Source organism: Hyphococcus flavus, from assembly GCF_028748065.1.
Classification (GTDB): domain Bacteria; phylum Pseudomonadota; class Alphaproteobacteria; order Caulobacterales; family Parvularculaceae; genus Hyphococcus; species Hyphococcus flavus.
In genome coordinates this window covers 386,379-409,126 of the sequence record NZ_CP118166.1, presented here as the reverse complement: position 1 = coordinate 409,126, position 22,748 = coordinate 386,379, and the positions used below count along the sequence as shown (strand labels likewise).

Genomic DNA, 22,748 nt, shown 5'->3' with positions numbered 1-22,748 from the left:
ACGCTGCACTTAATGCAGTGATCACGCTCCGTCGGGCGGACTATTTCCTCGTAGCGCGCTTACGTCTCACGGTTCGCGACATCGCCAGTTCCAGCGCTTCGTCACGTACCTCCTCAAGAATTTTCAGAAACGATTGAGTAAGACGGGACAGCGGTTTGTGCTTGGGCAGAAATAGCATGTATTCGAATTGGATCTCCGGCTCGAAACGACGCGCTTCGAGATGACGCTCTATGAAATCCATGGCCGTGATCGGATTGATGATCGAAACGCCGACGCCCTTGAGAACGAGGCCGCAGATGGTCGCCGCATATTGCGTTTCAACAATGATGTTTCTCGAAACGCGGGCTTTTTCAAACACGCGGTCGATCCGCGCTCGCGACAGGTCTTCGAGCGCTAATGAAATAAACGACTCGTTTTCGAAGTCTTTCGGTTTAATGATGTCGAGCGCGCCCATGCGGTGACCCGGCGGAAAAACACATACGCCGGGCACGCTCGTGAACAGGCGCGCCTCGACGCCAGGATACTCGCCGGGACGGGCGAGGCCAAGATCGAACTGCTGCGCTGCGACCCATTGCCGGACTGTCGATGAGCTGCGGGTTTGCAATTGCACGGTTACGGATGGGTGCTGTGCGTGAAACTTCTGAATAACGGTGGGCAGGAAGCCCATCGCCAACGCCGGCAGGCTGGCGATCCGCAATTGGCCGGATCGAAAGTTTCGAATGTCGTCGGCGGCCCGTTTTAGCGCGTCGAGCCCAGCGAAATTGCGGTCGACTTCTTGGAAGAAGGATTCCGCTTCCGGCGTCGGCGCCAGCGCGCTCCCTTTTTCGCGTACGAACAGGCTGAAGCCGACGGCGTGTTCAAGATCGGCAATGAGCCGGCTGACCGCAGGCTGGGAGACGTGCAGGAATTCCGCGGCATTCGTCACCGAGCCTGTCATCATGACGGCGCGAAAGGCGTCCAGTTGGCGGAGATTCATTGCGTTGTCCCAAGGGGTATTACATTCCGGAATACCCTAGCCAAATTATTCTATTTTACAACATGACCCAGCTGGCGCCGAATGGGCAGGAGATTTCGAAAGGAGTTTATGAAGACGAACGAGAGTAAACAGTCCTGGCTTACGCCGGGAGCGGAGAGACTGCGCCTGATACGCCGGGCGGTTTCAAACGTATCGCTTGCTGAATATCAGATTCTCCATGCGCACATTTTAACAGAAGAACGAAATTCGACAGGCGGCAGGCCAAAGTACATAACCATAGGGGAATGCTGTGAAGGCGGATAATATCCCGTATACTGACATAATAGATGATCAAAAAGATCAAAAGAGCGCTAAAAAAGAAGTTTTGAAGCGGGCGACAATTGCGACACATGGCGGCCCGAGACCGTCAGAACAGGCCGGCATGCTCAATCCGCCGGTTTATCGCGCCTCGACTGTCGTCTACCCGACCGTTGAAGCCTATAAGCGCCGCCATGACGGATATTACGATGATGTTATTTACGGTTTATACGGCACCAAGACGACATTTGCGCTGGCGGACGCAATTTCGAAACTGGAGAATGCAAGCGATACGTTGATCACCTCGTCCGGCACGGCGGCGAATGCACTGGCGGCGGCTGCTTTTTTGAGTGCCGGAGATCATCTGCTCGCCGCCGATTGCGTTTACGGCACGACGCGAAAGTTTTTTGAGACAATCCTGAAGCGGTTCGGTGTCGAGATCACATACTTCAATCCGAGAATCGGCGATGAGATACGAACCGAATTTCGCCGCAATACGCGCGTCGTGTTTCTTGAATCGCCCGGCTCCCAATTGTTCGAGATGATCGACATTCCTGTCGTGGTTGAGGCGGCGAGGGCGGCGGGAGCGGTCACGCTGATCGATAACACATGGGCGACGCCGTTGTACTATCGTCCTCTCGATCATGGCGTCGATGTTTCGATCCAGTCTGGTACGAAGTATTTTTCAGGCCATTCGGACATCATGCTCGGGTCGATCAGCGTGCGAAGCCGATCACATTTCGAGCAGATCAAGGATATGGCCGGACGCTGGGGCAATAGCGCCAGCCCGGACGACTGTTATCTCGCGCATCGCGGTTTGCGGACGCTGGATGTGCGCATGGAGCGCCATCAGCAGAACGCGCTCCGCCTGATCGAGTGGTTTGCGCGGCAGCCGGAAGTGGCGAGAATACGCTACCCGGCGCTCAAGGACGATCCGGGTTATGATGTCTGGCGGCGCGACTATGCCGGGGCGTCGGGACTGTTCGGCGTCGAGCTTTCTAGAATGAGCGATCATGCGGCGTCGGCGTTTTTCGACCATTTGTCGCTCTTCGGTCTGGGCTCCAGCTGGGGCGGGTATGAGAGCCTGCTGGTGCCGGCCTGGCCGAAACCTGTCCGGGTTGCGAGCGCCGTCGATGAAGACTGTGAACTTATCCGCGTGCATGCAGGCCTTGAGGACCCGGCAGACCTGATCGCTGATCTTGAGGCGGCGTTTGCGCGGATGCGCGCCGTCACATCGTAACAATCCGCTTTGCGAAGACCTGAAGAAAAAGAAAACGAACAGCAATGGAGCATCAACTTGGCGGATAATACTGAGCTTGCGCGAACAACCGGACGCGTTGGAACGGGCGTCATCGCCTTGAACGGGATCATCGGCTCAGGGATTTTCGCCTTGCCTGCCGTCGCGATGCAACAAGCAGGGTATTTCAGTCCGTGGGTTTTTCTGATCGCCGCGTTGCTGATCACAACAATCGCTTTGTCGTTTGCAAGAGCGGCGAGCTTTTTTAAGGAAACCGGGGGGCCGATTGTCTACACGACCCATTCCTTCGGCCGGTTTGTCGGATTCCAGACAGGATGGCTGCTTTATATCAGCCGCGTCGCGGGGCTTGCGGCGAGCTCGAACCTGCTCGTGAGCTATGCAAGCTGGTTCCTACCGGCGCTTGATACGCCCCTGATCCGGCCCATGGCGGTCGCAATGCTGATTTCATTCTACACTTGGATCAACTATATCGGCGTGCGCAACAGTCTGACGCTGCTCTATGTCCTGACGGTCTTGAAGCTTGCGCCGCTCATTCTTCTCGTGCTGTTCGGCCTGCCGTCGACGGAACTGGACGCCATCATTGGCGCGAGCGTTCCGGAAATGAGAGCGCTCGGAGAGGCGATCCTCATCCTCATGTACGCATTCATCGGGTTTGAAGTCGCGGTCATTAACGCCGGCGAGTCAAAGAATCCGAAGGCCGACATTCCCATCGCCTTGGTGACGACTGTTGCGCTGGTCTCGGTCTTTTATATCGTAATCCAGATTGTCTCGATTTCAGTCGATCCAGCTATCGCGGAAACCAAAACGCCGCTTGCTCAGGTGGCCGAACGACTTCTCGGCCCCATTGGGGCGTCCATTCTCGCGTTGGGCGCCGTTTTTTCGATCGCCGGCTCCAGCGCCACCTCGATGCTCGTGGGGCCGCGGTTGACCTTCGCCCTCAGTAAGCAGGAAACGATACCCAAATGGTTCGCCGCAGTTCATCCAAAGTTCGGGACGCCCGGCAATTCCATTCTGTTTTGCGGCGGGCTCGGGATTTTGCTCGGCGTCAGCGGCGGATTTGTCTGGCTGGCGACGGTCAGCACGTTGGTTCGTTTCATCACCTATGCGCTAACGATCGCGTCATTGCCGCGAATAGAAAAAACAATGGACAAGGATCCGCGACAATTCGCGATTCCCGGCGGTTTGATTGTGCCGGTTTTCGCCTTCCTGCTTTCAATCTGGCTGGTGGGACATGCGTCGTTAAAGGCGTGGGCCGCGGCGATTTTGTTGTCGTTGATCGGAAGCGCATTTTATTTCGCCAGACGCCAGCGCTTTTTCACCAGAACGGCGCAACCAAAGCAAAGGTAGCAACATCAGTTTTATGATCAAACCCGATTCAGCGATCTTAGGAGGATCCAAAAAACGACACCGTCTTTATCCTGATTTCGAAACTGGAGTTTGCTAGAACTCGAATTCCTTATACCCGTTGGACGAAGCAATCAAAACGACACGTTCATCAGCATGGATTTCGCCCTTATCGATCAGTTGCTTCAGTCCGCTGAGGCTGGCGGCCGAAGAAAGCTCCACGTAAAATCCGTGCTGAGCCAATGTGCTCTGGTCTCTGGCCGCCGACCCATCGCTCACAACGACAACGCCGCCTTGCGACTGCTTCAAGGCGTCAATCGCCTGATACGTCACTGTTGATCCGGCGATGGAAACCTGCCGCGTGCGACCCTCGAAACTCAGCCGATAGTCGCTTCCATTGAAGACTTGATCGATACGCGGAAACGGCTCGACGGCGTAAAGCCTGGGCAGCCGTTGAATGAGGCTCCTTTCCTGCAGAAACCGAAAACCATCGAAGACGCCCCAAATGAGATCTGCGCGAGAGGTCGGAACGATAATTGCGTCGACGCCGTTTGCACCCGTTTCCTCAAATAGTTCAAATGCGATCGTCTTTAATCCGTCTACGCCAAAATGATTGCTGCCGACTGGCGGGTTAATGTAGTTAGTGACCGGAAACCAGCTGTCTTCCGTGACGCGCTCTTCGACATACTTCCAGCGGTCAAGCGAATTCTTCGCCTCGATCAATCGGGCGCCGGTCGCCGCAATCGCGCGTCGCCAGATCGGGCTCATGTCAGGCGTCGTAACGATCACGCATTGAAGACTGACCCGCGCCGCATAGGCCGCAATCGACGCGCCGGCGTTCCCGGAAGATGCGCCGATCACCGTTGTAGCCCCAATATCCAACGCGCGGGCGACGGCGAGCGCGCTCATCCTGTCCTTATGTGAACCTGTAGGGTTTTGTCCCTCGCTTTTTACAAGAATGTCGCCAGTTCCGACCTCGTTGGCGAGTGCCGGCGCGGAGAGCAATGGCGTCCCGCCTTCGCCCAGCGTTGGATAAGCAGCATAAGGCAGGCACGAAGCGTATCTCGCCATTCCTCTGTACCGGGAATTCACCTGCCATGCGTCGGCGCTGTATATTTGCCGAACGCTTGAGGGATAGTCTTTTGAAAGACACAATGGGCAGCCTGTGAAGTAGTCGGCAAGCTCATGCTGCGTTTTGCAACGCAGGCATTCAATTCCAATGAGATTGGAATTTAATTTATGATTGGCCTTTGCGGTTTTTTGCACGCTAGCGCCGGCATTCGTCGATTTCGTCAAATCCGAATCCCCGTTTCTCTTATATATCCATACAATTCATATTCGTACGACGCGTATCACAGACAACAATCTTCAGGATATTCTTATCGATAGCTCATTGCGCAAGTTTTTCGTATGGCCGCCTCTATGGCAAGCGGAACATCCCACCATGTTCGTCGCGCCGTAAAACCAGCGCTTAAAATCTGCTCGTCGTGGTCTGCTTTCAATAGCTTGTAGATTGTCATAATGATGAGATTTTTTGCGGCGACGTTGATGGAAATAAGTGGTGCGTAAGCGGAGGAAATGGATCTCCCATTTTAGTCGGCGGCGTATTGTAGCTCACGGAAGTCATAACATAAAAGAATAAGTATCGGAAATAATTCGATTTGACCGCATAGGGTCGCGTAGGGTCAATATGGACCCGATGGCGCTGTTGAGGCGTTATTCCGCGGAATTATTCGCGGCGATCTGATTATGTCCGGGAGGGCGGAAGGCGTCATGCTTGGCGTCTCAGAACCGATTGCGGAGGGGCCGAAAATGAAAACGAAAAGTGAAAAGTTGCGCGGGATATTGGGAAGCACTGCGCTTTGCACGACGATGTTGCTTGGCTTTCAGGCGACGACGAGCGTCGGTTACGCGCAGGAAGACAGCGACGCGGCCGAGACCGATGGGGACACGATTGTCGTCACCGGCACAAGGCGGGCTGATCGAACAGTCGGAAACTCGATGATCCCGATCGACGTTATCGACGGCGACGCCCTTGAAAAAAGCGGCACTGCCGATTTGACGGACATTCTGCGAACGCAAGTCGTTTCACTGAACGTCCAGCGTTATGTCACCAATGACGGCAACGTCTTTCAGCGACCGTTCACGTTGCGAGGACTTGCGCCCGATCAAACGCTTTTGTTGATCAACGGTAAGCGTCGCCATCGTTCTGCTCTCATCGCTACGAGCCGCCTGCCGCAGACACTTGGCGCGCAGGGACCTGATCTCGCGACGATCCCGTCAAACGCTATTAGCCAGCTCGAAGTCCTCCGCGACGGCGCCTCGGCGCAGTATGGTTCGGACGCGATTGCGGGCGTTCTTAACATTCAGCTTGCGGAGGACAGCGACGTTTTCCGCCTGAGTACGCAGTATGGACAGTATTATGAAGGAGACGGCGAAGAAATCAGCGTTCAAGGCAATATAGGATTGCCGCTGACCGATTCAGGTTTTTTTCATGTGGCGCTTGAATATGTGAATTCAGAAGAAACCTCGCGCGGCGCCCAACGGCCGGATGTCGCCGCGCTCGTCGCCGCCGGAACGATCGATATCGACGACGTGCCGGAAAACGGGCTTGGCCAGCGCTGGGGCAATCCTGACGGCAGCGCCTTCCGGTCGTTCTTCAACGCCGGGATCGATCTCAACAACAATCTCGAAGCATATCTCTTCGGCAACTACAGCCGAACCAACGGCGTCACCAGCTTCTTTTATCGCAATCCGGTGTCGCGCACGGAGATATTCTCCAGCGTGCCATTGACGACCATGCCTGGCGGGGAGCGATTCAGTTTCACCTCCGTCTTTCCGGGCGGGTTCTCGCCGCAGTTTGAAGCGACCACCACGGACTGGAGTGCGGCGGGCGGCGTGCGCGGCGATCTCACCGAGAATTTGAGTTTCGACGCCAGCCTCTATCACGGCGAAAACAAGGCCGATTACCACCTCAGCCAGACCGTAAACCCGTCGCTCGGGCCGGCGTCACCGACCGAATTCGATCCCGGCACGCTGACGCAGCGCGAGACGACCGCCAATCTCGATTTCGTTTATCTTATGGATGTCGGCGCTTTGGCCTCGCCGTTGAACGTCGCGGCCGGCGCCGAATATCACCGTGAGGATTACCTGATCACGCTCGGCGATCAGGCGTCCTGGGAGGTCGGTCCGTTCGCATCGTCCTTTGCCGATCCCGACGGGGGCATGACCGTCCCGCTCGCTGTGGGATCGAGCGGCTTTCAAGGCTTTAATCCGACCGAAGTAGGAGATTTCGGCCGCTGGAACTATGCGCTCTATCTCGACCTCGAAGCGGATCTGACCGAGCGTATCTCCGGCGGCGTTGCGGTCCGTTTCGAAGACTTCAGTGATTTCGGCACTACCTTCAATTACAAGGTGTCGGGCAGAGCGGAACTTTTCGAAGGCGTCGCCATCCGCGGTTCGGTAAATACGGGCTTTCGGGCGCCGACGCCGGGCCAGGCTAATCTTTCCCAGACCTCGACCAATATCGATCTGATGACCGGGGCGACGCTTATCAGCGGACAGATACCGCCGACAAATCCGGTGGCCGTGTTCTTCGGCGCCGAGCCGCTGACAGTTGAGGAATCCTTCAACTTCGCCGGCGGCCTGGTGCTCAACATTCCGGGCGGCGTGCGGATAACCGCAGATTACTTCAATATCGAACTTAAGGACCGCATCAGCGTATCGGGAGATATTCCGATCGGTCCGGCCGAACAGGCGGCGCTGATCGCTTCCGGCATAACGACCGGCGGGTCGCTTAGCTCGGTCCGGTTCTTCACCAATGCCTTCGACACGAGAACGCAAGGGGTCGATGTCGTTGCGACTTATCAGACACCGTTCGTGGGAGATTCTACACTGAATCTTCTCGGCACCTTCAACTATACAGATACGGAGGTGACTGCGGTTCGCAACACGACGGCAATCGACCGCGAGCGAACACTCGAATTGGAAGATTTCACGCCCCATTACCGGGCGCTCGCTGAAGCGACGCTTCGTACGGGTCCGTTTTCTGCACTGATCCGCGGCAATTATTACGGCGAATGGACGGATTACGGGAGCTCTCCAGCCACCGACCAGACTTTCGGTGCGGAGTGGCTTGTGGATTTCGAGCTCGGCTACGACGTGAACGATAATGTTCGCGTGGCGGCCGGCGCCGAGAACGTGTTCGATAATTTCCCCGACCTTGATACGCGCGCGGGGAACATCAGCAGCGGTCTCGTTTATCCGCGCTTCGCGCCGATGGGCTTTAACGGCGGCTTCTGGTATGTACGGGCCACGGCAGAATTCTAGGCCCTTGATAACTCCGAGAAAGACCGCCGCCCTGAACGGCTTTTGGGCGGCGGTTTCCTTTTGAGATATGTTCAGGCGCTGGAAATTTTGTTGAATGCGTCTAAGACAGGACGCAGCGGGCGAGGCTGGCGGGCGACGTGGCAATATAGCCAATTCGATCCGGCTTAAATGAGAGGATAGGAGAGCATATGAAAAGGCTTTTGATCGGCGCTTTGGCCGCCGCGATGATCACCGCCGGGCCGGCGGCGGCTCATGTCACGATCAAATCATCGAATATAGAACAGGGCCGGGTCTACGACGCTTCGCCTGAAAATTCCGTCCCGGAAAATCTTGAAATCTCCTTTAGCGGCGATGTCGGCCTCGCGGAAATTCGCTTGGAAACAACGGCGGGGGAAACAATCGAGCTTGAATATGTAAAACCGAAGGAATTTCTGTCAGAATTTGTCATTCCCTTACCGTCGCTTGCAGATGGTTCGTATGTTTTTCACTGGCGTGCACTCGCAAAAGACGGCCACGCCATGAATGGCAAGATCGAGTTTTCGGTAAGATAGCGTGCCGGTGCCTGACGCGATTTCTTTTTTCGCTTTCGTGGTTCAGTTTGGATATTACGCTGCCTCATTGATGTTTATCGGCGCGCTGGTCGGTTGCGCGACAGGCGTGAAGCGAACGCTAGGAGTATCGGCTTCGGCCGCCTTGGCGCTTGCGGTCCTGGGCTTTTACGCCGCGCGGCTGCTGCTCGCGAATGCGAAACTTGGCGGAACGTTTGCTGCGGCCGTCGATTCCGAAACCTTTCCGTGGATCTGGAGGATCTACAAACTACAGGCATTTGCGATCATTCTCGGTAGCTTGTCAGCTTTTGCCGCCGCGCTGCTTGGGAAAAGGCTGATAATGCTTACGGCGGCTTTAATCCTCAGCGCCGGCTTTGGGCTCGCCGGCCACACGCAAGGGCTCGAATCGCTTGGCGTCATGCCATGGCTCGCAGGCTTTCACGTTCTTGTAGCGGGATTCTGGTTCGCCGCGCCCGCTGCGCTTTGGCCTGCCGCCGCCATTGATGACAAAGAGCTCGTGCGGCGACTTGAGGCGTTTAGTCGTATCGCCCAATTCGCCATTCCCGCTCTCTTCGCCGCCGGCCTTGTTCTCGCCTGGCGCCTAGCCGAAGGGTGGGACGGGTTGACCGGCTCTGCGTACGGGCGTCTGCTTTTCGCAAAGCTGACTGCAGCCTCAATCGCGCTCGCATTGGGCGCCTATAACAAAATGACCGTGACGAGGCGGATAAAGGCTGACCACGAAGCCGGTCGCAAAACTTTGCGATTTACGCTTGCTGCAGAATTTGCGCTTTTCCTTATAGCGACAGGCTTGATCGCATTCGCTACAACAGTCCAAGGCCCGGAAACATAAAACGCAGATAATGGCAAGGATGCTAAAGCTTCGCTGCCAGTTTGAGCGACGCGATGACTGTGAAATAGGTAATTACTGTCTGGCGCGGTAAAGAGTAATCGTCCCGGTCGGCGTTTCTATACGCCTGTCTTCTGAAATGCTTGAAAATTCAGCCTCATTGAGAAGCAGTTGTATGATTCCATCAGCGTTCGGTTGGGTGTCTTCAACGCCGTCCAGCGCTTGAACCGTGCTTCGGAACAGCAATCGCTGGACCCCACGCTGCAGTCCGTAGTCGGCAATGAATAATAAACCGCCTGGCGCAAGGACTTTTTTGGCTTGAGCAATAATCCTCCGCTTTTCCGCGAGTGGAACCTGGTGAAGCACAAGACTCGATACTATCTTGTTCGGCGGTTCGCCGAAATAATTTTTGTTGGCAGAAAAAAATCCTTCGTGAAACCGAATGTCGCCTTCCAGTTCAGCGATCTTTTTGCGGGCTCGCCGGATGGCCTCGGCGTCAGGATCAATACCAATATAACGAATCCCAGGGCATTCCGCATGGAGCGCCATGGCGAGACTGCCTGTGCCGGCGCCGATGTCGAGAATGCTGTCGCCTGGAGACGGATCAATCGCTTCGACCAGCGCCGCGCGCCACGTCTTTTCCCGAGTTATGGCCACAATAGCCAGATCGTAAAGTGGCGTTAGAGCTCGATGGCCAAGCGGAGGCGTGTGCGTATCAGTTCGACTGGTCCTCGTCGCACTGCTCACAATTTCAGTCCTCGCAAACGCAATGCGTTTCCGATGACTGACACAGACGAAAAACTCATCGCGGCCGCCGCGATCATCGGGCTCAGGAGCAGGCCGAAAACCGGGTAAAGGACGCCCGCCGCTACAGGCACGCCAAGCGTATTGTAGATAAATGCGAAGAATAGGTTCTGGCGGATGTTGCGCATGGTCGCCTGGCTTAGGCGACGCGCGCGGGCGACGCCGCGCAGATCGCCTTTGACGAGCGTGACGCCGGCGCTTTCCATAGCGACGTCGGTTCCAGTACCCATCGCGATGCCAACATCGGCCTGGGCAAGGGCGGGGGCGTCATTGATGCCGTCGCCGGCCATGGCGACCTTCGCGCCCGCATCCTGCAGTTCGCGCACGATGCGATTCTTGTCTTCAGGCGACACGTCCGCATGGATTTCATCGATGCCGATCTTTGCGCCGACCGCTTCTGCGGTTGCGCGGCTGTCGCCGGTGAGCATTACGACTTTAACACCGGCCGCGTGAAGCGCTCTGATGGCTTCCGGCGTCGTTTCCTTGATAGGGTCGGCGACGCCAATGAGGCCGGCGGCTTTTCCGTCCACGGCGACAAACATGACGGTGTGGCCTTCGCGGCGATGCTTTTCAGCGGCCGCGGCTATGGCATCATCATAGGCGCCGACACGTTTCATCATCTTCGCGTTGCCGAGCGCCACCTTGCGGCCATCGACTTCGGCTTCGACGCCTTCGCCCGTGACCGATGAAAAATCTTTTGTTTTCGCGGTCTCGGCGCCACGCTCCTCGGTGCCCTCAACAATTGCCGTCGCCAGGGGGTGTTCGCTGCCTTTTTCAACGGACGCGGCGAGCGTCAGAAGTTCCAGTTCGCTGAACGGCGCTTGCGGTTCAACAAGGACAAGCTTCGGGCGTCCTTCCGTTAGCGTGCCGGTTTTATCGACGACGATGGTGTCGACTTTCTCGAAAGTCTCCAGCGCTTCGGCGTTCTTGATGAGGATGCCGTTTTGCGCGCCCTTGCCGGTTCCAACCATGATCGACATGGGCGTTGCGAGTCCCAGCGCGCATGGACAAGCAATGATTAGTACCGCAACGGCGTTGACGATGGCGAACGCCATCGCCGGTTCCGGGCCGAATAGACCCCAGACAACGAACGTGATGACAGCGATGACGACCACCGCCGGAACGAACCAGGCGGAGACCGTGTCCGCAAGCCGCTGGATCGGCGCGCGGCTGCGCTGGGCTTCCGACACCATCTTGACGATCTGCGAAAGCATTGTGTCTTCGCCGACCCGCGTCGCCTTCATGATGAAGCCGCCGGTCCCGTTCACTGTGCCGCCAGTCACCTTGTCGCCGACATTCTTTTCGACGGGGATGGGTTCGCCAGTGACCATGGATTCATCGACCGAACTTTTGCCCTCGATGATTTCACCGTCGACCGGGACTTTTTCGCCCGGCCGAACGCGCAGGCGATCGCCCTCGCGCAGATGGCCGATCGACACTTCTTCTTCGGCGCCATCTTCATTGATGCGGTGGGCCGTGGGCGGCGCCAACTCAAGAAGAGCGCGAATCGCGCCGGAAGTCTGACTTCGCGCGCGCAGTTCCAATACCTGGCCTAGTAAAACGAGCGTGGTGATAACGGCAGCAGCTTCATAGTAGACGGCGACTTGCCCGTGCATGCCGCGGAATGCATCCGGAAAAATACCGGGTGCGATCGTTGCGACAACACTGAACAGATAGGCGACACCGACGCCCAGGGCGATCAGCGTGAACATGTTGAGATTCATAGTGCGGACGGATTGAACGCCGCGCACGAAAAACGGCCAGCCGCCCCAGAGAACCACGGGGGTCGCTAGGGCGAATTGAAGCCATTGCGGCCAGGCGCCCAGCAGCAATCCCTCGAACGGTTTGCCGGGAACGATATCGCCCATAGCGTAGATGAAGAGGGGGATGCTCAAGGCGGCGCCAACCCAGAAGCGCCGCGTCATGGAGTCGAGTTCGGAAGTGTCTTCTTCAGTATCGAGAGAAACGCTCTCCGGCTCCAGCGCCATTCCGCAGATCGGGCATCCGGTGTTCGATGTTTCGCGCACCTGCGGGTGCATCGGGCATGTCCAGACCGTGCCTTTGTAGCCGTCTGGTACATTGTCATATTTTTCGGGCGCCGCTTCAGCGGCGCCCGAATGGGCGTGGCAATGAGTGTGCGTGTCCATGGCTATGCGGCGGCTCCGTGCTTGTTGAACAGGTTATAAAGCGGCACAAAGATGATCGCTGTGTACCAGCCGTAGGCGTACGCCCAGGCAAGGCCGATCAGAAACGTCGGGAACGATAACCAGTGAAAGCCCGGCATCATCATCTCCCAAGCTTCATGCATGTGCATGGCGGGCGGTGTGACGAGCCCCCAAGCAATACAGATGGCGAATGTGATAACGAAAAATATGGACAGAGCGTGTCCGACGGGAACGATGCGCATGATGTGCCTCCGTTGTTCGTCGGCAGCGTCAGGTTGGCGCTGTCGAATTCCAGCCATCGCCCAAGGCGTGTGGGCTGTCGATGCGACATACATAATACCCCTATAGGGTATAGTCAAGCGTTATGTTTATGTTGCGCAGCCGTGACGCCGCTACCGCCCCTTAGGCGGTGCAAATAAACCCTCTCGAACGCAAAAATGACGATGATCGCGGCAATACCGATGAATACGATCAAGGGGTCGGCCGCCGATTTAATCGCCAGGAATGCACCGAGTGCGACTGCATCCAGCGCAATTGCGCTGAGGAGAATCCACCCTTTCGCCCCGACGTCGTGCCGGAGATGCCGATAAACGCCCCAGTGAATGGCGATGTCCATGACGAGATAAAAGATAGCGCCTAGCGAGGCGATGCGGCTCAAGTCGAAAAATACGGCGAGTAGGGCGGCGAGTACGACCGTATAGACAAGCGTGTGATTCTGAATGCGCCCCGGCATGCCGAAATGGCTGTGCGGGATCAGATTCATTTCCGTCAGCATGGCGAGCATGCGCGACACCGCAAAGACGCTGGCCAGCAATCCGGACGCCGTCGCAATGATCGCAATAGTCACTGTGAAAATGACGCCATATCCCCCGAGCGCCGGACGCGCCGCCTCGGCGAGGGCGTAGTCCTTTGCGGCGATCAATTCTTCAATTGTCAACGACGTACCGACGGCGAAAGCGACCGCCATATAAACAGCTAAGCAAACGCCGAGAGATATCATAATCGCCCGGCCGACATTGCGTTCAGGGTTTTTGACTTCGCCGCCGCTGTTCGTGATGGTGGTGAAACCTTTGTAGGCCAGAATGGCTAGCGCGACACCAGCTAGGAAGCCGGTAAATGAATAATCAGAACTTTCCAAAGTTGTCGCAGCTTCAAATGAAAAGCCAGACGCCCATAAGGCAGCGACTGCAAAGGCGAGAATGCCGCCGACTTTCAAGACCGCGGTGATCTTCGAAACGGCACCGATATATTTGTTTCCGGCGAGGTTGATCAGGAAGGCGCCCGCGATCAAAGCCACGGCGAGTACGGGAACGAGCCATTGCTTCTCACCGGCGTCAAAAAGTTGCAGCGTGTAGGTTCCGAAAGTCCGGGCGACGAGGCTTTCGTTGATGACCATAGAAAACGCCATCAGCAGCGCGCAGGCGCCAGTGACTGCCGATTGTCCGTACGCCTTGTGGAGGATCATCGCGATGCCGCCCGCGGACGGATATTTGTTTGACATCTTGATGTACGTGTATGCGCTGAACGCGCTGATGATAGCGGCGATCAGAAATGCGGCCGGAAACCATGGACCGGCATATTCGGCAACTTGCCCGGTGAGGGCGAAGATGCCGGCGCCGATCATGACGCCGGTTCCCATCGCGATGGTTCCGGAAAGCGTCAGGCTTCCTTTTTTGTAATCGCTCTGTCGTTGGCGATCCGCCATCAGTGCTCATGCTCGCCGGTGATCGGCGCAGAAGACCAATGGATGTGGACAATGCGCCAACGATCGTCGTCGCGGCGGAGCACCATGGTTTCCATCATCCGCGAATGCACGTTCTCGCCACGGAAGGTTCCATGGACCTGCGATTCCGAAATAACGGTCGCAAGGTCTTCTCTGGCGATGACGTCGCGCTTTTTGACGGAAAAATCGACCGCCGCCGTAAATGCCATGTCGGCTGGCATGTGATGGCCGGCATATTCGTCGACAGAGCGTTCCGCGCCGCCGCCTTCGGCGATGATGACATCGGGCGCAAGCATGGCGCGAATTGCGGACTCGTCTTTTGCTTTCAATGCGGTGCTATAGGCGTCAACGACAGCTTCCGGAGTCGTAGGATAATTGTCAGCGTCAAATGCCGCTGCCGGCTCTGCGCTGTCATTTCCCGGTTCGGCACTCGCAGTGTCGCCATGCTCATGCGCTTCACCGGATTCGTGATCGTCCGCCGTCCCATGATCATGACCGTCGTCATGATCTCCCGACGATTCTGCTGTTGCTTCATCGCCATGGCCCTGGCCTGGGGCGTGTTCATGGTCATGGCCCTCGCCGGTGACGGTCGGCATGCTTTTCACACCCAGGCCATAACCGTAAACGATCTTTCCGCCCCACCATGCGGTGACAGATAGCGACAACGCGGCGGCGGCAAGAAAAGTCAAAAATATCACAGACGCGGGCTTTGTCCTCGACATCCAACGCCAGAGTGCGAGCAATAAAATCGCGACGCCGGATGGCACCGCCCAGTTGCGGTGCGTTGTCATCGCCGCGTGAGACGGCCCGTCATGGGCGACGGTGAAATACGCCTGAAAGCCAGCTGCGATAGTTGCAATGATCGCCAGCGCGCCGAAAGCGAGCATCCAGTCAGCAGCGGGACGAAGCGTTTCACGCCATTTCCCTGACGGTGTAAACGACGCCAAGACATAAGAGATAAACGCCGTTATCGATAACGCATAGGCGAAATGAACAAGTATTGGATGGATGTTCGGTTCAATAATGTTTTCCATTTGCAGTCCCTCCCTAGAACCAAAGTCTTAGTCCGGCGACGAACGATACGCTGGACGGATCGCCGCCGTCGGCGCGCACGAAATTGGCGGTCTGGCCAACCGATCGCGTCCAGTCGACGCCGATATAGGGCGCAAACTCGCGTTTGATTTCGTAGCGCAGGCGCGCGCCAAATTCGGCTGTTGAAAGGCCGGAGCCGGCGCCGTATTCGGCGACATCCTGCACGGCGAAGTTCAATTCGGTGCGCGGTTGCAATATGAGACGCTGGGTCAGCATCAATTCATATTCAGCCTCTATTCTCGCTGAAACATCGCCGTCACCGCTGACAAAGAGGGCGGCGTCGATTTCAAACCAGTAGGGCGCCAAGCCTTGTATGCCGAGAACGCCAAAGGTTCGATCATCGCCAGGCGCGAAGTCGTGACGGACGCCCGCCTGAACATCAAAGTAGCGAGCGAAAGCGCGCGACCAGAGCGCCTGCACTTCCGCCTCTTCAAAGGCGTTTTCGTCAAACGAATATTCGCCTTCGGTTTTGAGCCACAGCTTGTTGCGATCGCCACCCCACCAACCTTGGGCGTCCCACAGGAACAAAGGCTTGCCTTCATTGCTGCGATACTCAAGTCGGTCGCCCTGAACAAAGTACGTCTTCGACGCGCCGTGCTCTTTTTGGACGGCGCGACGCGCCTCGGCCATTTCTGCGCCCCCCCAATACTCGTCCGCAGCGGACCAGCCGCTTTGGGAATCGTTTGAGCTTTCGCTCTGAGCGAAGGCTTGTGCGCCGGCAATCGTCACCGCAAATGCTGAGATGAGCGCTAGAGAGTTTTTCATGGAACGCAACATCAGTGTTTCCCTCCATGATTCATTTTCGAATGGTCCATGCCTTTATCATCACCGCTCTCATGCCCCATCGACCCATGATCTGACGCATCACGCTTCATTTTCTTTTGGTCCATGGACTGGTGATCGCCGTCGCCGTGATCCATGCTGTCATGATCCATCGCCTTGTGATCGTCGTGTTCGTTCATCGCCATGCGTGGACGGACGGAGACGACCTGCATCATGCCGGCATGCATGTGGAAAAGCAGGTGACAGTGAAACGCCCAATCACCCACATGGTCAGCAGTGACGTCAAAGGACAGCTTATCGCCCGGTTTGACGTTGACAGTATGCTTGCGCGGTTTGTGATCGCCTTCGTCGACGACGAGATCGAAGAACATGCCGTGGAGGTGGATCGGATGGGTCATCATCGTGTCGTTGACGAGCGTGACCCGCAGCCGTTCGCCTTCATGGAAAACAATCGGGTCGACGACATGAGAAAACTTTACGCCGTCGAACGACCACATGTAGCGTTCCATATTGCCGGTCAGGTGAATCTCCAGTTCCCGGCCGGGTTTGCGTTTGTCCGGGTTCGGCTCAAGGCTTTTCAACTGAGTATAGGTCAACGCTCGGTGCGGAACGTCTTCAAGTCCAAGTCCAGGTTCGTTGAGACGGTTGGTCGGCGCCATGGCGACATTATCGACGCCGAAGCCGGTCTTGTGATTGTGCTCCTGCATCGCGTCGCCGGACATGTCATGTGACATGCCGGACATTCCGGTCATGCTCGCCATTTCAGCCTTTGGCGCGGTCGGCGATTCCATGTCGGCCATCGATCCATGGTCCATGACGCCGTGATCCATCGAAGCAGCTCTCCCAGCGCCGTGTCCCATCGAACCGTGATCCATACCGCCCATGGATCCGTGACCCATCGCCGCCATGCCCATGTCTTTGTGGGTCAGGATCGGCCGCTCTCTTAAGAGCGGCGTCGTTGCACGCATGTCGGGTTCGGGTGCGAGGGTCGCCACGACCTGGCCGTATCGGTCGATCGCCTCGGCGACGATCGGGAACGCGCGTTCCCGCTTTGGTTGGACAATGACGTCGTATGTCTCGGCAACGCCGATCTGGAATTCATCCGTCTCGACTGGCTGCACATTTAGCCCATCGGCGGCGACGACGGTCATCGGCAGGCCGGGTATGCGGAAGTTGAAGATGGTCATCGCCGACGCATTGATGATGCGCAAGCGAACGCGTTCGCCGACATCGAAGATGGCGCTCCAGTTATCCGCGGTCGAATGCCCATTAATCAAATACGTGTAGACCGCGCCGGTGACGTCAGAAATATCCGTCGCGGACATGCGCATTTGCGCCCACATGGCGCGGTCTTTGATGACACCGCCAAGCCCCATGTCGCCTGCGTCGTCAATAAAGTCGCCGACGGTGCGCTCCTGGAAATTATATACCTCGTTGCTCTTTTTAAGCTTTGCGAAGACCTTGTGCGGATGCTGGAAAAGCCAGTCGGACAAAACCAATACATATTCGCGGTCATATTGAACGGGGTCCGGGCCCGCGGGATCGATAATCAGCGGGCCGTAATGGCCACTTTGTTCCTGCAGGCCTGAATGCGAGTGATACCAATATGTCCCGCTCTGGGGCAGGGCGAACTTGTATTCGAACGTTTCGTCGGGCTTGATGCCGGGGAACGAAACGCCCGGCACGCCGTCCATATAGAACGGCACAAGAAGCCCATGCCAGTGGATCGACGTGTCCTCTTGGAGCGTGTTTTTCACCCGCAAGGAAAGTTCCTCGCCCTCGCGAAAGCGTAAGAGCGGTCCGGGCAACGTGCCGTTGATTGTGATGGCGTGCCCTGACCGACCGCCGATACTGACGGCGCTGTGTCCAACGGTGAGGTCGAACGAATTGCCGGCCTGCTCAAAAATTCCCTTATTTCCCGCGGATGCGCTTTTCGCCCAGGCGGGTATGAGACCGGGAATGCTCGCGGCGACGCCGCCGGCAATTGTTGATTCTAAAAAACGTCGTCTCGTGAACACGGGGTGATCTCCAATTCTCAAAAGTGCGAAAAGACGGCCCGCCAAAGAGCAGCGGGCCGCTCTTAAGTTCAGTGATGTCCCTTGTGCGCGTCTTCGCCTTGTTCATGGGCGGAGTGATCCATGCTCGGCATATCGCCCATGCCTTCCATGTCGCAGGAACGGCCGTCGCCGACAGCGGTTTTCATCGCGACGTCATGCATGTGGGTCATGCAGGCCTCGTGCGCGCCGTCCTCGACATCGAGCGAGCACATCGCAGCGATCGAATAGGATTTGTCTCTTTCGGCTTTGAGCAGGAAATGAACGCGTTCGCCGGTTGCGAAGGCGGCGAGATCGATGGGCTTCAGCACAGTGAAGTCCATTTTCATTTCCGGCCAGCCAATCGATTCAATCGGTTTGTGGGTGACATTTACTTTCGACTTCTGGACATCAAGGGCGTTGATCACGCCCTCGCCCATCGGCAGCCCGCAATGGTCCATGCTGATCATCATTGCGTCATGGTCCATTTGCATTTTCTCTTCCGCAGCGAACGCAGGCGACAAGGCCGCCCCCACGAATAGGGCTGCCGCAGCGGTGAATACGAGTCTCGACATTGGTATGTTTTCCTTTCAGGAACAGAATTCATTGTTGATTAGTTGGTTGAGGTTGGGACTGACGCGATAAAAATTGGCGACAGTTATCCAAACATCGCCGCCGTCTGACTCAGCCAAGACGGTCGGCGTACGTGCGCGTCATTGAGGACGCGCAGATAAAACTTCTAGACCAGAAGTCGGATTTTCAGGGAAACAGGGGTCGCCTTCGGCGGACCGCGCCACAAATTAGCGAACCGAGTAATTCTGTCTGCAAAAATATTACTGTTCTGCGCGGCGACTATGGCGCCAACCGCTTTTTCGATTGGCGGCGGCGCGAACGAAGCAGCTGTCTCCGCTTTTACTGATGCTTTGAAAAACTGCGCCGTTTTGCAGTGCTGACAGTCGTGTTGATCAGGACCACAAGGCGCTGATTTTTTGGAGGTGCGCATGTGTTCGCCATGCTCGTCACCATGGCGAGCATGATCATCGTGAACTGAAGTAGCGTTGTGCTGGTGTTCCGCAACGGGCGCTGATTCAGCGATCATGCCGGCGCAGACACTGTGCCCCGCGCTGAGCAGGATTGCCAACGCTGCAAAGAGGGCAGACTTTAATGCGCCAGTGATCACGCCTTGACCAACCTTTCTGACGCGACTATTTATACCCCCAAAGGGTATATGTCAATAACGGATGCTCATGTCTGATTCAGCCGCCATCATCAAACGTTTGAACCGTATCGAGGGCCAGGTTCGGGGCGTCGCCCGTATGGTCGAGGAAGATCGCTATTGCATTGACATCCTGCATCAGGTGCAGGCGATCAAATCGGCGTTATCACGGGCGGAAAGCGAAATCCTGAAAAACCACGCCCACCATTGCGTGGCTGAAGCGATTAAAACCGGCAGCGCCAAGGTGCAACAGGAGAAGTTTTCGGAACTGGTCGATTTGTTCGAGAAAACAAAACGATAAGGACGTCGCGTGAGCGCGTCGCGGAGGGAAATGTGAAAGTATCTAATTGTAAGCGTCGAGCTAAAAGTCTGGTTCGGCGAAATCGAATTCTAATTCCGGGAGTAGTATTGGCGAGCGCAATTCTGAGCGTTTCCGCACACGCCCATCAGACGTTTCTGCTGCCGGATAAATTCCAATACGCCGAAGCGGAAACCGTCAGCGTCGCGCTGACAAGCGCCCTTGCTTTCCCGGACATGGAAAGCGGGCCCGCGGAAGACCGTATTGCGTATTATTCGGCCTCAATCCGCGATGAAAGTATTAGAGACGTGTCGTTTGAGGAAGGTGAGACCGCGCTGACAATGCGGTTTGCCGCCGGGCATTCCGGCGCTGCTGTCGTCGCCATCAGCAGCAAACCGCGCGCGGGCGAGATTCCCCCCAAAGATGTTGAGCTTTATCTGGACGAAATCGAAGCGGACGAAACGGTCATTGCTGCATTCGAGGCATTGCCCGGTTCGCCGCCGCTCCAGCGTAGCTACGCCAAACACGCAAAGACATTCCTTTGTATTGAGACCTGCAACGATTTTGAAAATCATGCATCGTCGGTCGAGCAGAAGCTGGAGTTCATCGCAAAGGCTGACCGTTCATTTCAACTACTCCTCGATGGTGATCCGCTCACCGGCAAGCAGGTGACAATCGTTCCGCTCGATGGCGAAACGACGTCAGTCACAACCGATGAAGACGGCAAGATTATTGTTACCGATGCCCTATCCGGCGTCATCATGTTATCGGCCGTCTGGATCACGCTGCCCGATGAACCCGACGGCGTTTATCATAGTGACTATGCGACGCTGACTGTCGACCTCGATCAGCTCCCATAGGCGCAAATCATGAGCGTTCAAAAGTGGATAGTACGCGTCCACAAATGGATCGCGTTGATTGTCGGATTGCAGATCGTTCTCTGGATCGCCGGCGGCTTTGTTATGAGCGCCATTCCGATTGAAATCGTGCGCGGCGAACACAAAATCGCGCAGCACGAGGTTGAGCCGTTTGATGTTGAAGGATTGCTTTCGCTTAGCGAAGCAACCACGGCGGCCGAGGTTTCTATTGTGAAATCCGCAGCGCTTGGTGAGATGTTGGGGCTGCCCGTTTGGAGAATAATCAGGCAAGATGATGGACTTGCGATTGTCGACGCCCGCAATGGCGCGATTTTATCGCCCATAGATGAATCGACGGCGCGCGTGATCGCCGAGCGCGATTTTAGCGGCAGCGCTGACATTCAATCTGCCGAATATGTTGAATCGCCGCCGACAGAGTACAACAAATCCGGACCCGTCTGGCGCGTTCAGTTCAATGATGACGACAAAACAACAATATATATCGATCCATCGACAGGTGAGGTGACGGCACGGCGTTCAGAAACCTGGCGTCTTTTCGACTTCTTCTGGAAACTCCATGTGATGGACTATGACGACGGCGCTGATTTCAATCATCCGTTGCTCATCACCGCCGCCGGCATGGCTATTTTCGTCTCGATGTCCGGGTTCATTTTACTGATCATCAAAATGCGGCGGAGTCTTGCCCTATGGAGAAGCAATAGAAAAAAGGTCGCGCCGGCAGACGCGTGATCAGATCATCGATTAGGACGGAAATCAGAATCCGACTGCCATCGGATCCCGCGGCTCGCCGTCAAAAATAATTTCATAATGCAGAATGACCGCCTCCGCATTTCCTGTCTTGCCCGTTTTTCCGATAACGTCGCCTTGGCGAACGTCGTGGCCGATATGCATCGAAGAGGCGAAAGCTGAAAGATGAGCGTAACGCGTTTTTACACGTCCGTTATGGCGTATTAAAAGCATTTTGCCGTAGCCGCCGGCGCTTCGCATTTCTTCAACGACGCCGTCCGCGGCCGCGTAGACGGCGTGAGGGTGGCCCGTAGACAGATCAATTCCGTTATGTCGTCGCGGCCGATCGTGGCGAAAGCCGAACCCTGATGAAAAACAGGCGCGCCGAACCGGCGCACGCGCCAGCGAAACGCCAGCAACATTCGCGAACGGGCGATAATTGATTATGTGGCGCCCGCTATCTGTCGGCGGCGCGTTATCGATGTGATCGCCTTTGCAGAGATGCAGCGTTGAGGCGAACCCGCCCGCGGACATAGGCGCATCGGAGTTTGGAGGGCCGCCAGCTGGGGCCGTAACGCATGCGCTCAAAGAAAACGCCGCCAGCACGGTCAAACGAAAAATGTTAAACGAGTATTCAGGCATATAAAATTCGCTTCTGATACCAACATTTTCAATGAGGAATATGGAATTCCTAAGGCGGCGGGCGGATCATGCGGCCATCCATTGTTCGCTCGGCTTTCACATATGGGTGAGCGCAGTTGCGAAGAGTTATCGTTTCTATCGGCAGGGGGCTTTGCCATCGAGCCCAACATGACTGCCGATCCGAACGCGGCGCACAAATTGAACACGGGGCTTTTCCGCCCGGGGTTTCGAGGCAGGCTTCACAAGGTTTTACGGCTATTTAGAATTTATTCAGCCAGCGCATACATATTTGCCCGATTGACAATCCGCCTAGGCGGGCAAATATTCAATGCAATGCGGATACTGCTGTTCATAACCCTGATGCTGTCGATGGCTGTCGCTCCAGCGGCGGCGCTCGCATCCTGCGTCTCCATGGGTTCCGATATCGAGATGGCGGAGATGACGTCAGATGACGCGCCAATGAAAATGGCCGACATGGGTTCGGGCGATTGCGCGGATATGGACGGCGCGCCCCAGCAATCGCATGACGCCGGCTGCGCCGCCGCCTGCGCGCTTGCCTGCCCGGGCTTTTATTCAGGTCCGGTCCTGTCAGCGGCTCAAGAACCGGCCTTTCGCATAGTGCAATATGCAATCCCGCAAATCGATTCGGGGCTTGCAACACCCTCTCATCTAGACCCGCCGCCTCCTCGAATCTGAGCATGCCCGCAATTTAGTGCGGACGCCGTCACCGTCGCCGCGCCTTTAAGGCGCGCGGGGCGCTTGTTGAACGTGCTCAGATTTGAGAATTAT

The 22,748-nt window shown here is 56.4% G+C and carries 21 protein-coding genes; 9 read left to right on the top strand and 12 right to left on the bottom strand.

Going from position 1 to position 22,748, the window contains the following annotated elements; translation table 11 throughout:
* Positions 1–40 precede the first annotated feature (40 nt).
* Entirely contained in the window at positions 41–976 is a 936-nt protein-coding gene (locus PUV54_RS02075) for a LysR family transcriptional regulator (protein ID WP_274493860.1), read from the bottom strand.
* A 289-nt stretch (positions 977–1,265) separates the two neighbouring features.
* Here PUV54_RS02075 and metC point away from each other — a divergent pair, with 289 nt between their 5' ends.
* Both metC and PUV54_RS02065 read left to right on the top strand, forming a co-directional pair.
* Complete coding sequence (gene metC, locus PUV54_RS02070; RefSeq protein WP_274493859.1) at positions 1,266–2,513, top strand: cystathionine beta-lyase; 1,248 nt, start codon at positions 1,266–1,268, stop codon at positions 2,511–2,513.
* Positions 2,514–2,570: 57 nt separating this feature from the next.
* Positions 2,571–3,878: an APC family permease gene (locus PUV54_RS02065; protein ID WP_274493858.1), complete on the top strand. Its 1,308-nt coding sequence runs from the start codon at positions 2,571–2,573 to the stop codon at positions 3,876–3,878.
* Positions 3,879–3,971: 93 nt separating this feature from the next.
* Here the strand turns inward: PUV54_RS02065 and PUV54_RS02060 are convergent, their stop codons facing one another.
* Positions 3,972–4,946 carry a threonine synthase gene (locus tag PUV54_RS02060; RefSeq protein ID WP_274493857.1) on the bottom strand — a complete coding sequence of 325 codons (975 nt, stop codon included), beginning with the start codon at positions 4,944–4,946 and terminating at the stop codon, positions 3,972–3,974.
* A 741-nt stretch (positions 4,947–5,687) separates the two neighbouring features.
* On the opposite strand from PUV54_RS02060, the gene PUV54_RS02055 reads away from it, so the two are divergent.
* The 3 genes from PUV54_RS02055 (at position 5,688) to PUV54_RS02045 (ending at position 9,602) form a co-directional block, all read left to right on the top strand.
* Positions 5,688–8,204: a TonB-dependent receptor plug domain-containing protein gene (locus PUV54_RS02055; protein WP_274493856.1), complete on the top strand. Its 2,517-nt coding sequence runs from the start codon at positions 5,688–5,690 to the stop codon at positions 8,202–8,204.
* A 188-nt stretch (positions 8,205–8,392) separates the two neighbouring features.
* On the top strand, positions 8,393–8,755 hold the full coding sequence (locus PUV54_RS02050; protein ID WP_274493855.1) for a copper resistance CopC family protein: 363 nt from the start codon (positions 8,393–8,395) through the stop codon (positions 8,753–8,755).
* A gap of 7 nt (positions 8,756–8,762) precedes the next feature.
* Entirely contained in the window at positions 8,763–9,602 is an 840-nt protein-coding gene (locus PUV54_RS02045; RefSeq protein ID WP_274493854.1) for a copper resistance D family protein, read from the top strand.
* A gap of 72 nt (positions 9,603–9,674) precedes the next feature.
* Here the strand turns inward: PUV54_RS02045 and PUV54_RS02040 are convergent, their stop codons facing one another.
* The 9 genes from PUV54_RS02040 to PUV54_RS02000 form a co-directional block, all read right to left on the bottom strand.
* Positions 9,675–10,256, bottom strand: coding sequence for a class I SAM-dependent methyltransferase (locus tag PUV54_RS02040; RefSeq protein ID WP_274493853.1), 582 nt, complete (start codon positions 10,254–10,256; stop codon positions 9,675–9,677).
* Positions 10,257–10,342: 86 nt separating this feature from the next.
* Positions 10,343–12,550, bottom strand: coding sequence for a copper-transporting P-type ATPase (locus PUV54_RS02035; protein ID WP_274493852.1), 2,208 nt, complete (start codon positions 12,548–12,550; stop codon positions 10,343–10,345).
* A 2-nt stretch (positions 12,551–12,552) separates the two neighbouring features.
* Complete coding sequence (locus PUV54_RS02030) at positions 12,553–12,810, bottom strand: DUF5676 family membrane protein (protein WP_274493851.1); 258 nt, start codon at positions 12,808–12,810, stop codon at positions 12,553–12,555.
* Between the two features lie 113 nt (positions 12,811–12,923).
* Entirely contained in the window at positions 12,924–14,273 is a 1,350-nt protein-coding gene (locus PUV54_RS02025) for an APC family permease (RefSeq protein ID WP_274493850.1), read from the bottom strand.
* The gene (locus PUV54_RS02020; RefSeq protein WP_274493849.1) at positions 14,273–15,325 is read right to left on the bottom strand and encodes a DUF2231 domain-containing protein; all 1,053 of its coding nucleotides are present in this window, start codon (positions 15,323–15,325) and stop codon (positions 14,273–14,275) included. Before PUV54_RS02020 ends, PUV54_RS02025 begins: the two co-directional genes overlap by 1 nt.
* Before the next feature lie 13 nt (positions 15,326–15,338).
* On the bottom strand, positions 15,339–16,160 hold the full coding sequence (locus tag PUV54_RS02015; protein ID WP_274493848.1) for a copper resistance protein B: 822 nt from the start codon (positions 16,158–16,160) through the stop codon (positions 15,339–15,341).
* Positions 16,160–18,184, bottom strand: a complete 2,025-nt coding sequence (locus PUV54_RS02010; RefSeq protein WP_274493847.1) for a copper resistance system multicopper oxidase — start codon at positions 18,182–18,184, stop codon at positions 16,160–16,162. Before PUV54_RS02010 ends, PUV54_RS02015 begins: the two co-directional genes overlap by 1 nt.
* 68 nt (positions 18,185–18,252) lie before the next feature.
* Positions 18,253–18,774 (bottom strand): copper-binding protein, encoded by a 522-nt coding sequence (locus tag PUV54_RS02005; RefSeq protein ID WP_274493846.1) that lies wholly within the window; start codon positions 18,772–18,774, stop codon positions 18,253–18,255.
* Positions 18,775–18,938: 164 nt separating this feature from the next.
* Positions 18,939–19,298, bottom strand: coding sequence for a hypothetical protein (locus tag PUV54_RS02000; RefSeq protein WP_274493845.1), 360 nt, complete (start codon positions 19,296–19,298; stop codon positions 18,939–18,941).
* A gap of 148 nt (positions 19,299–19,446) precedes the next feature.
* On the opposite strand from PUV54_RS02000, the gene PUV54_RS01995 reads away from it, so the two are divergent.
* From PUV54_RS01995 to PUV54_RS01985, 3 genes are all read left to right on the top strand, one after another.
* Entirely contained in the window at positions 19,447–19,716 is a 270-nt protein-coding gene (locus PUV54_RS01995; protein ID WP_274493844.1) for a metal-sensitive transcriptional regulator, read from the top strand.
* Positions 19,717–19,823: 107 nt separating this feature from the next.
* The gene (locus PUV54_RS01990) at positions 19,824–20,573 is read left to right on the top strand and encodes a DUF4198 domain-containing protein (RefSeq protein ID WP_274493843.1); all 750 of its coding nucleotides are present in this window, start codon (positions 19,824–19,826) and stop codon (positions 20,571–20,573) included.
* Between the two features lie 9 nt (positions 20,574–20,582).
* Positions 20,583–21,320: a PepSY domain-containing protein gene (locus PUV54_RS01985; protein WP_274493842.1), complete on the top strand. Its 738-nt coding sequence runs from the start codon at positions 20,583–20,585 to the stop codon at positions 21,318–21,320.
* 24 nt (positions 21,321–21,344) lie between these two features.
* On the opposite strand, the gene PUV54_RS01980 is transcribed toward PUV54_RS01985, so the two are convergent.
* Positions 21,345–21,959: a M23 family metallopeptidase gene (locus PUV54_RS01980; RefSeq protein WP_274493841.1), complete on the bottom strand. Its 615-nt coding sequence runs from the start codon at positions 21,957–21,959 to the stop codon at positions 21,345–21,347.
* Positions 21,960–22,292: 333 nt separating this feature from the next.
* Between PUV54_RS01980 and PUV54_RS01975 the strand changes: the two genes are divergently transcribed.
* Entirely contained in the window at positions 22,293–22,655 is a 363-nt protein-coding gene (locus tag PUV54_RS01975) for a hypothetical protein (RefSeq protein ID WP_274493840.1), read from the top strand.
* The last annotated feature ends 93 nt before the right edge of the window (positions 22,656–22,748 follow it).

Coding starts and splice junctions, on each gene's coding strand:
- PUV54_RS02075 (WP_274493860.1), bottom strand. CDS start 976: ATGAATCTCCGCCAACTGGACGCCTTTCGCGCCGTCATGATGACAGGC.
- PUV54_RS02060 (WP_274493857.1), bottom strand. CDS start 4,946: ATGGCGAGATACGCTTCGTGCCTGCCTTATGCTGCTTATCCAACGCTG.
- PUV54_RS02055 (WP_274493856.1), top strand. CDS start 5,688: ATGAAAACGAAAAGTGAAAAGTTGCGCGGGATATTGGGAAGCACTGCG.
- PUV54_RS02050 (WP_274493855.1), top strand. CDS start 8,393: ATGAAAAGGCTTTTGATCGGCGCTTTGGCCGCCGCGATGATCACCGCC.
- PUV54_RS02035 (WP_274493852.1), bottom strand. CDS start 12,550: ATGGACACGCACACTCATTGCCACGCCCATTCGGGCGCCGCTGAAGCG.
- PUV54_RS02030 (WP_274493851.1), bottom strand. CDS start 12,810: ATGCGCATCGTTCCCGTCGGACACGCTCTGTCCATATTTTTCGTTATC.
- PUV54_RS02025 (WP_274493850.1), bottom strand. CDS start 14,273: ATGGCGGATCGCCAACGACAGAGCGATTACAAAAAAGGAAGCCTGACG.
- PUV54_RS02020 (WP_274493849.1), bottom strand. CDS start 15,325: ATGGAAAACATTATTGAACCGAACATCCATCCAATACTTGTTCATTTC.
- PUV54_RS02015 (WP_274493848.1), bottom strand. CDS start 16,160: ATGTTGCGTTCCATGAAAAACTCTCTAGCGCTCATCTCAGCATTTGCG.
- PUV54_RS02005 (WP_274493846.1), bottom strand. CDS start 18,774: ATGTCGAGACTCGTATTCACCGCTGCGGCAGCCCTATTCGTGGGGGCG.
- PUV54_RS02000 (WP_274493845.1), bottom strand. CDS start 19,298: ATGATCGCTGAATCAGCGCCCGTTGCGGAACACCAGCACAACGCTACT.
- PUV54_RS01995 (WP_274493844.1), top strand. CDS start 19,447: ATGTCTGATTCAGCCGCCATCATCAAACGTTTGAACCGTATCGAGGGC.
- PUV54_RS01985 (WP_274493842.1), top strand. CDS start 20,583: ATGAGCGTTCAAAAGTGGATAGTACGCGTCCACAAATGGATCGCGTTG.
- PUV54_RS01980 (WP_274493841.1), bottom strand. CDS start 21,959: ATGCCTGAATACTCGTTTAACATTTTTCGTTTGACCGTGCTGGCGGCG.
- PUV54_RS01975 (WP_274493840.1), top strand. CDS start 22,293: ATGCGGATACTGCTGTTCATAACCCTGATGCTGTCGATGGCTGTCGCT.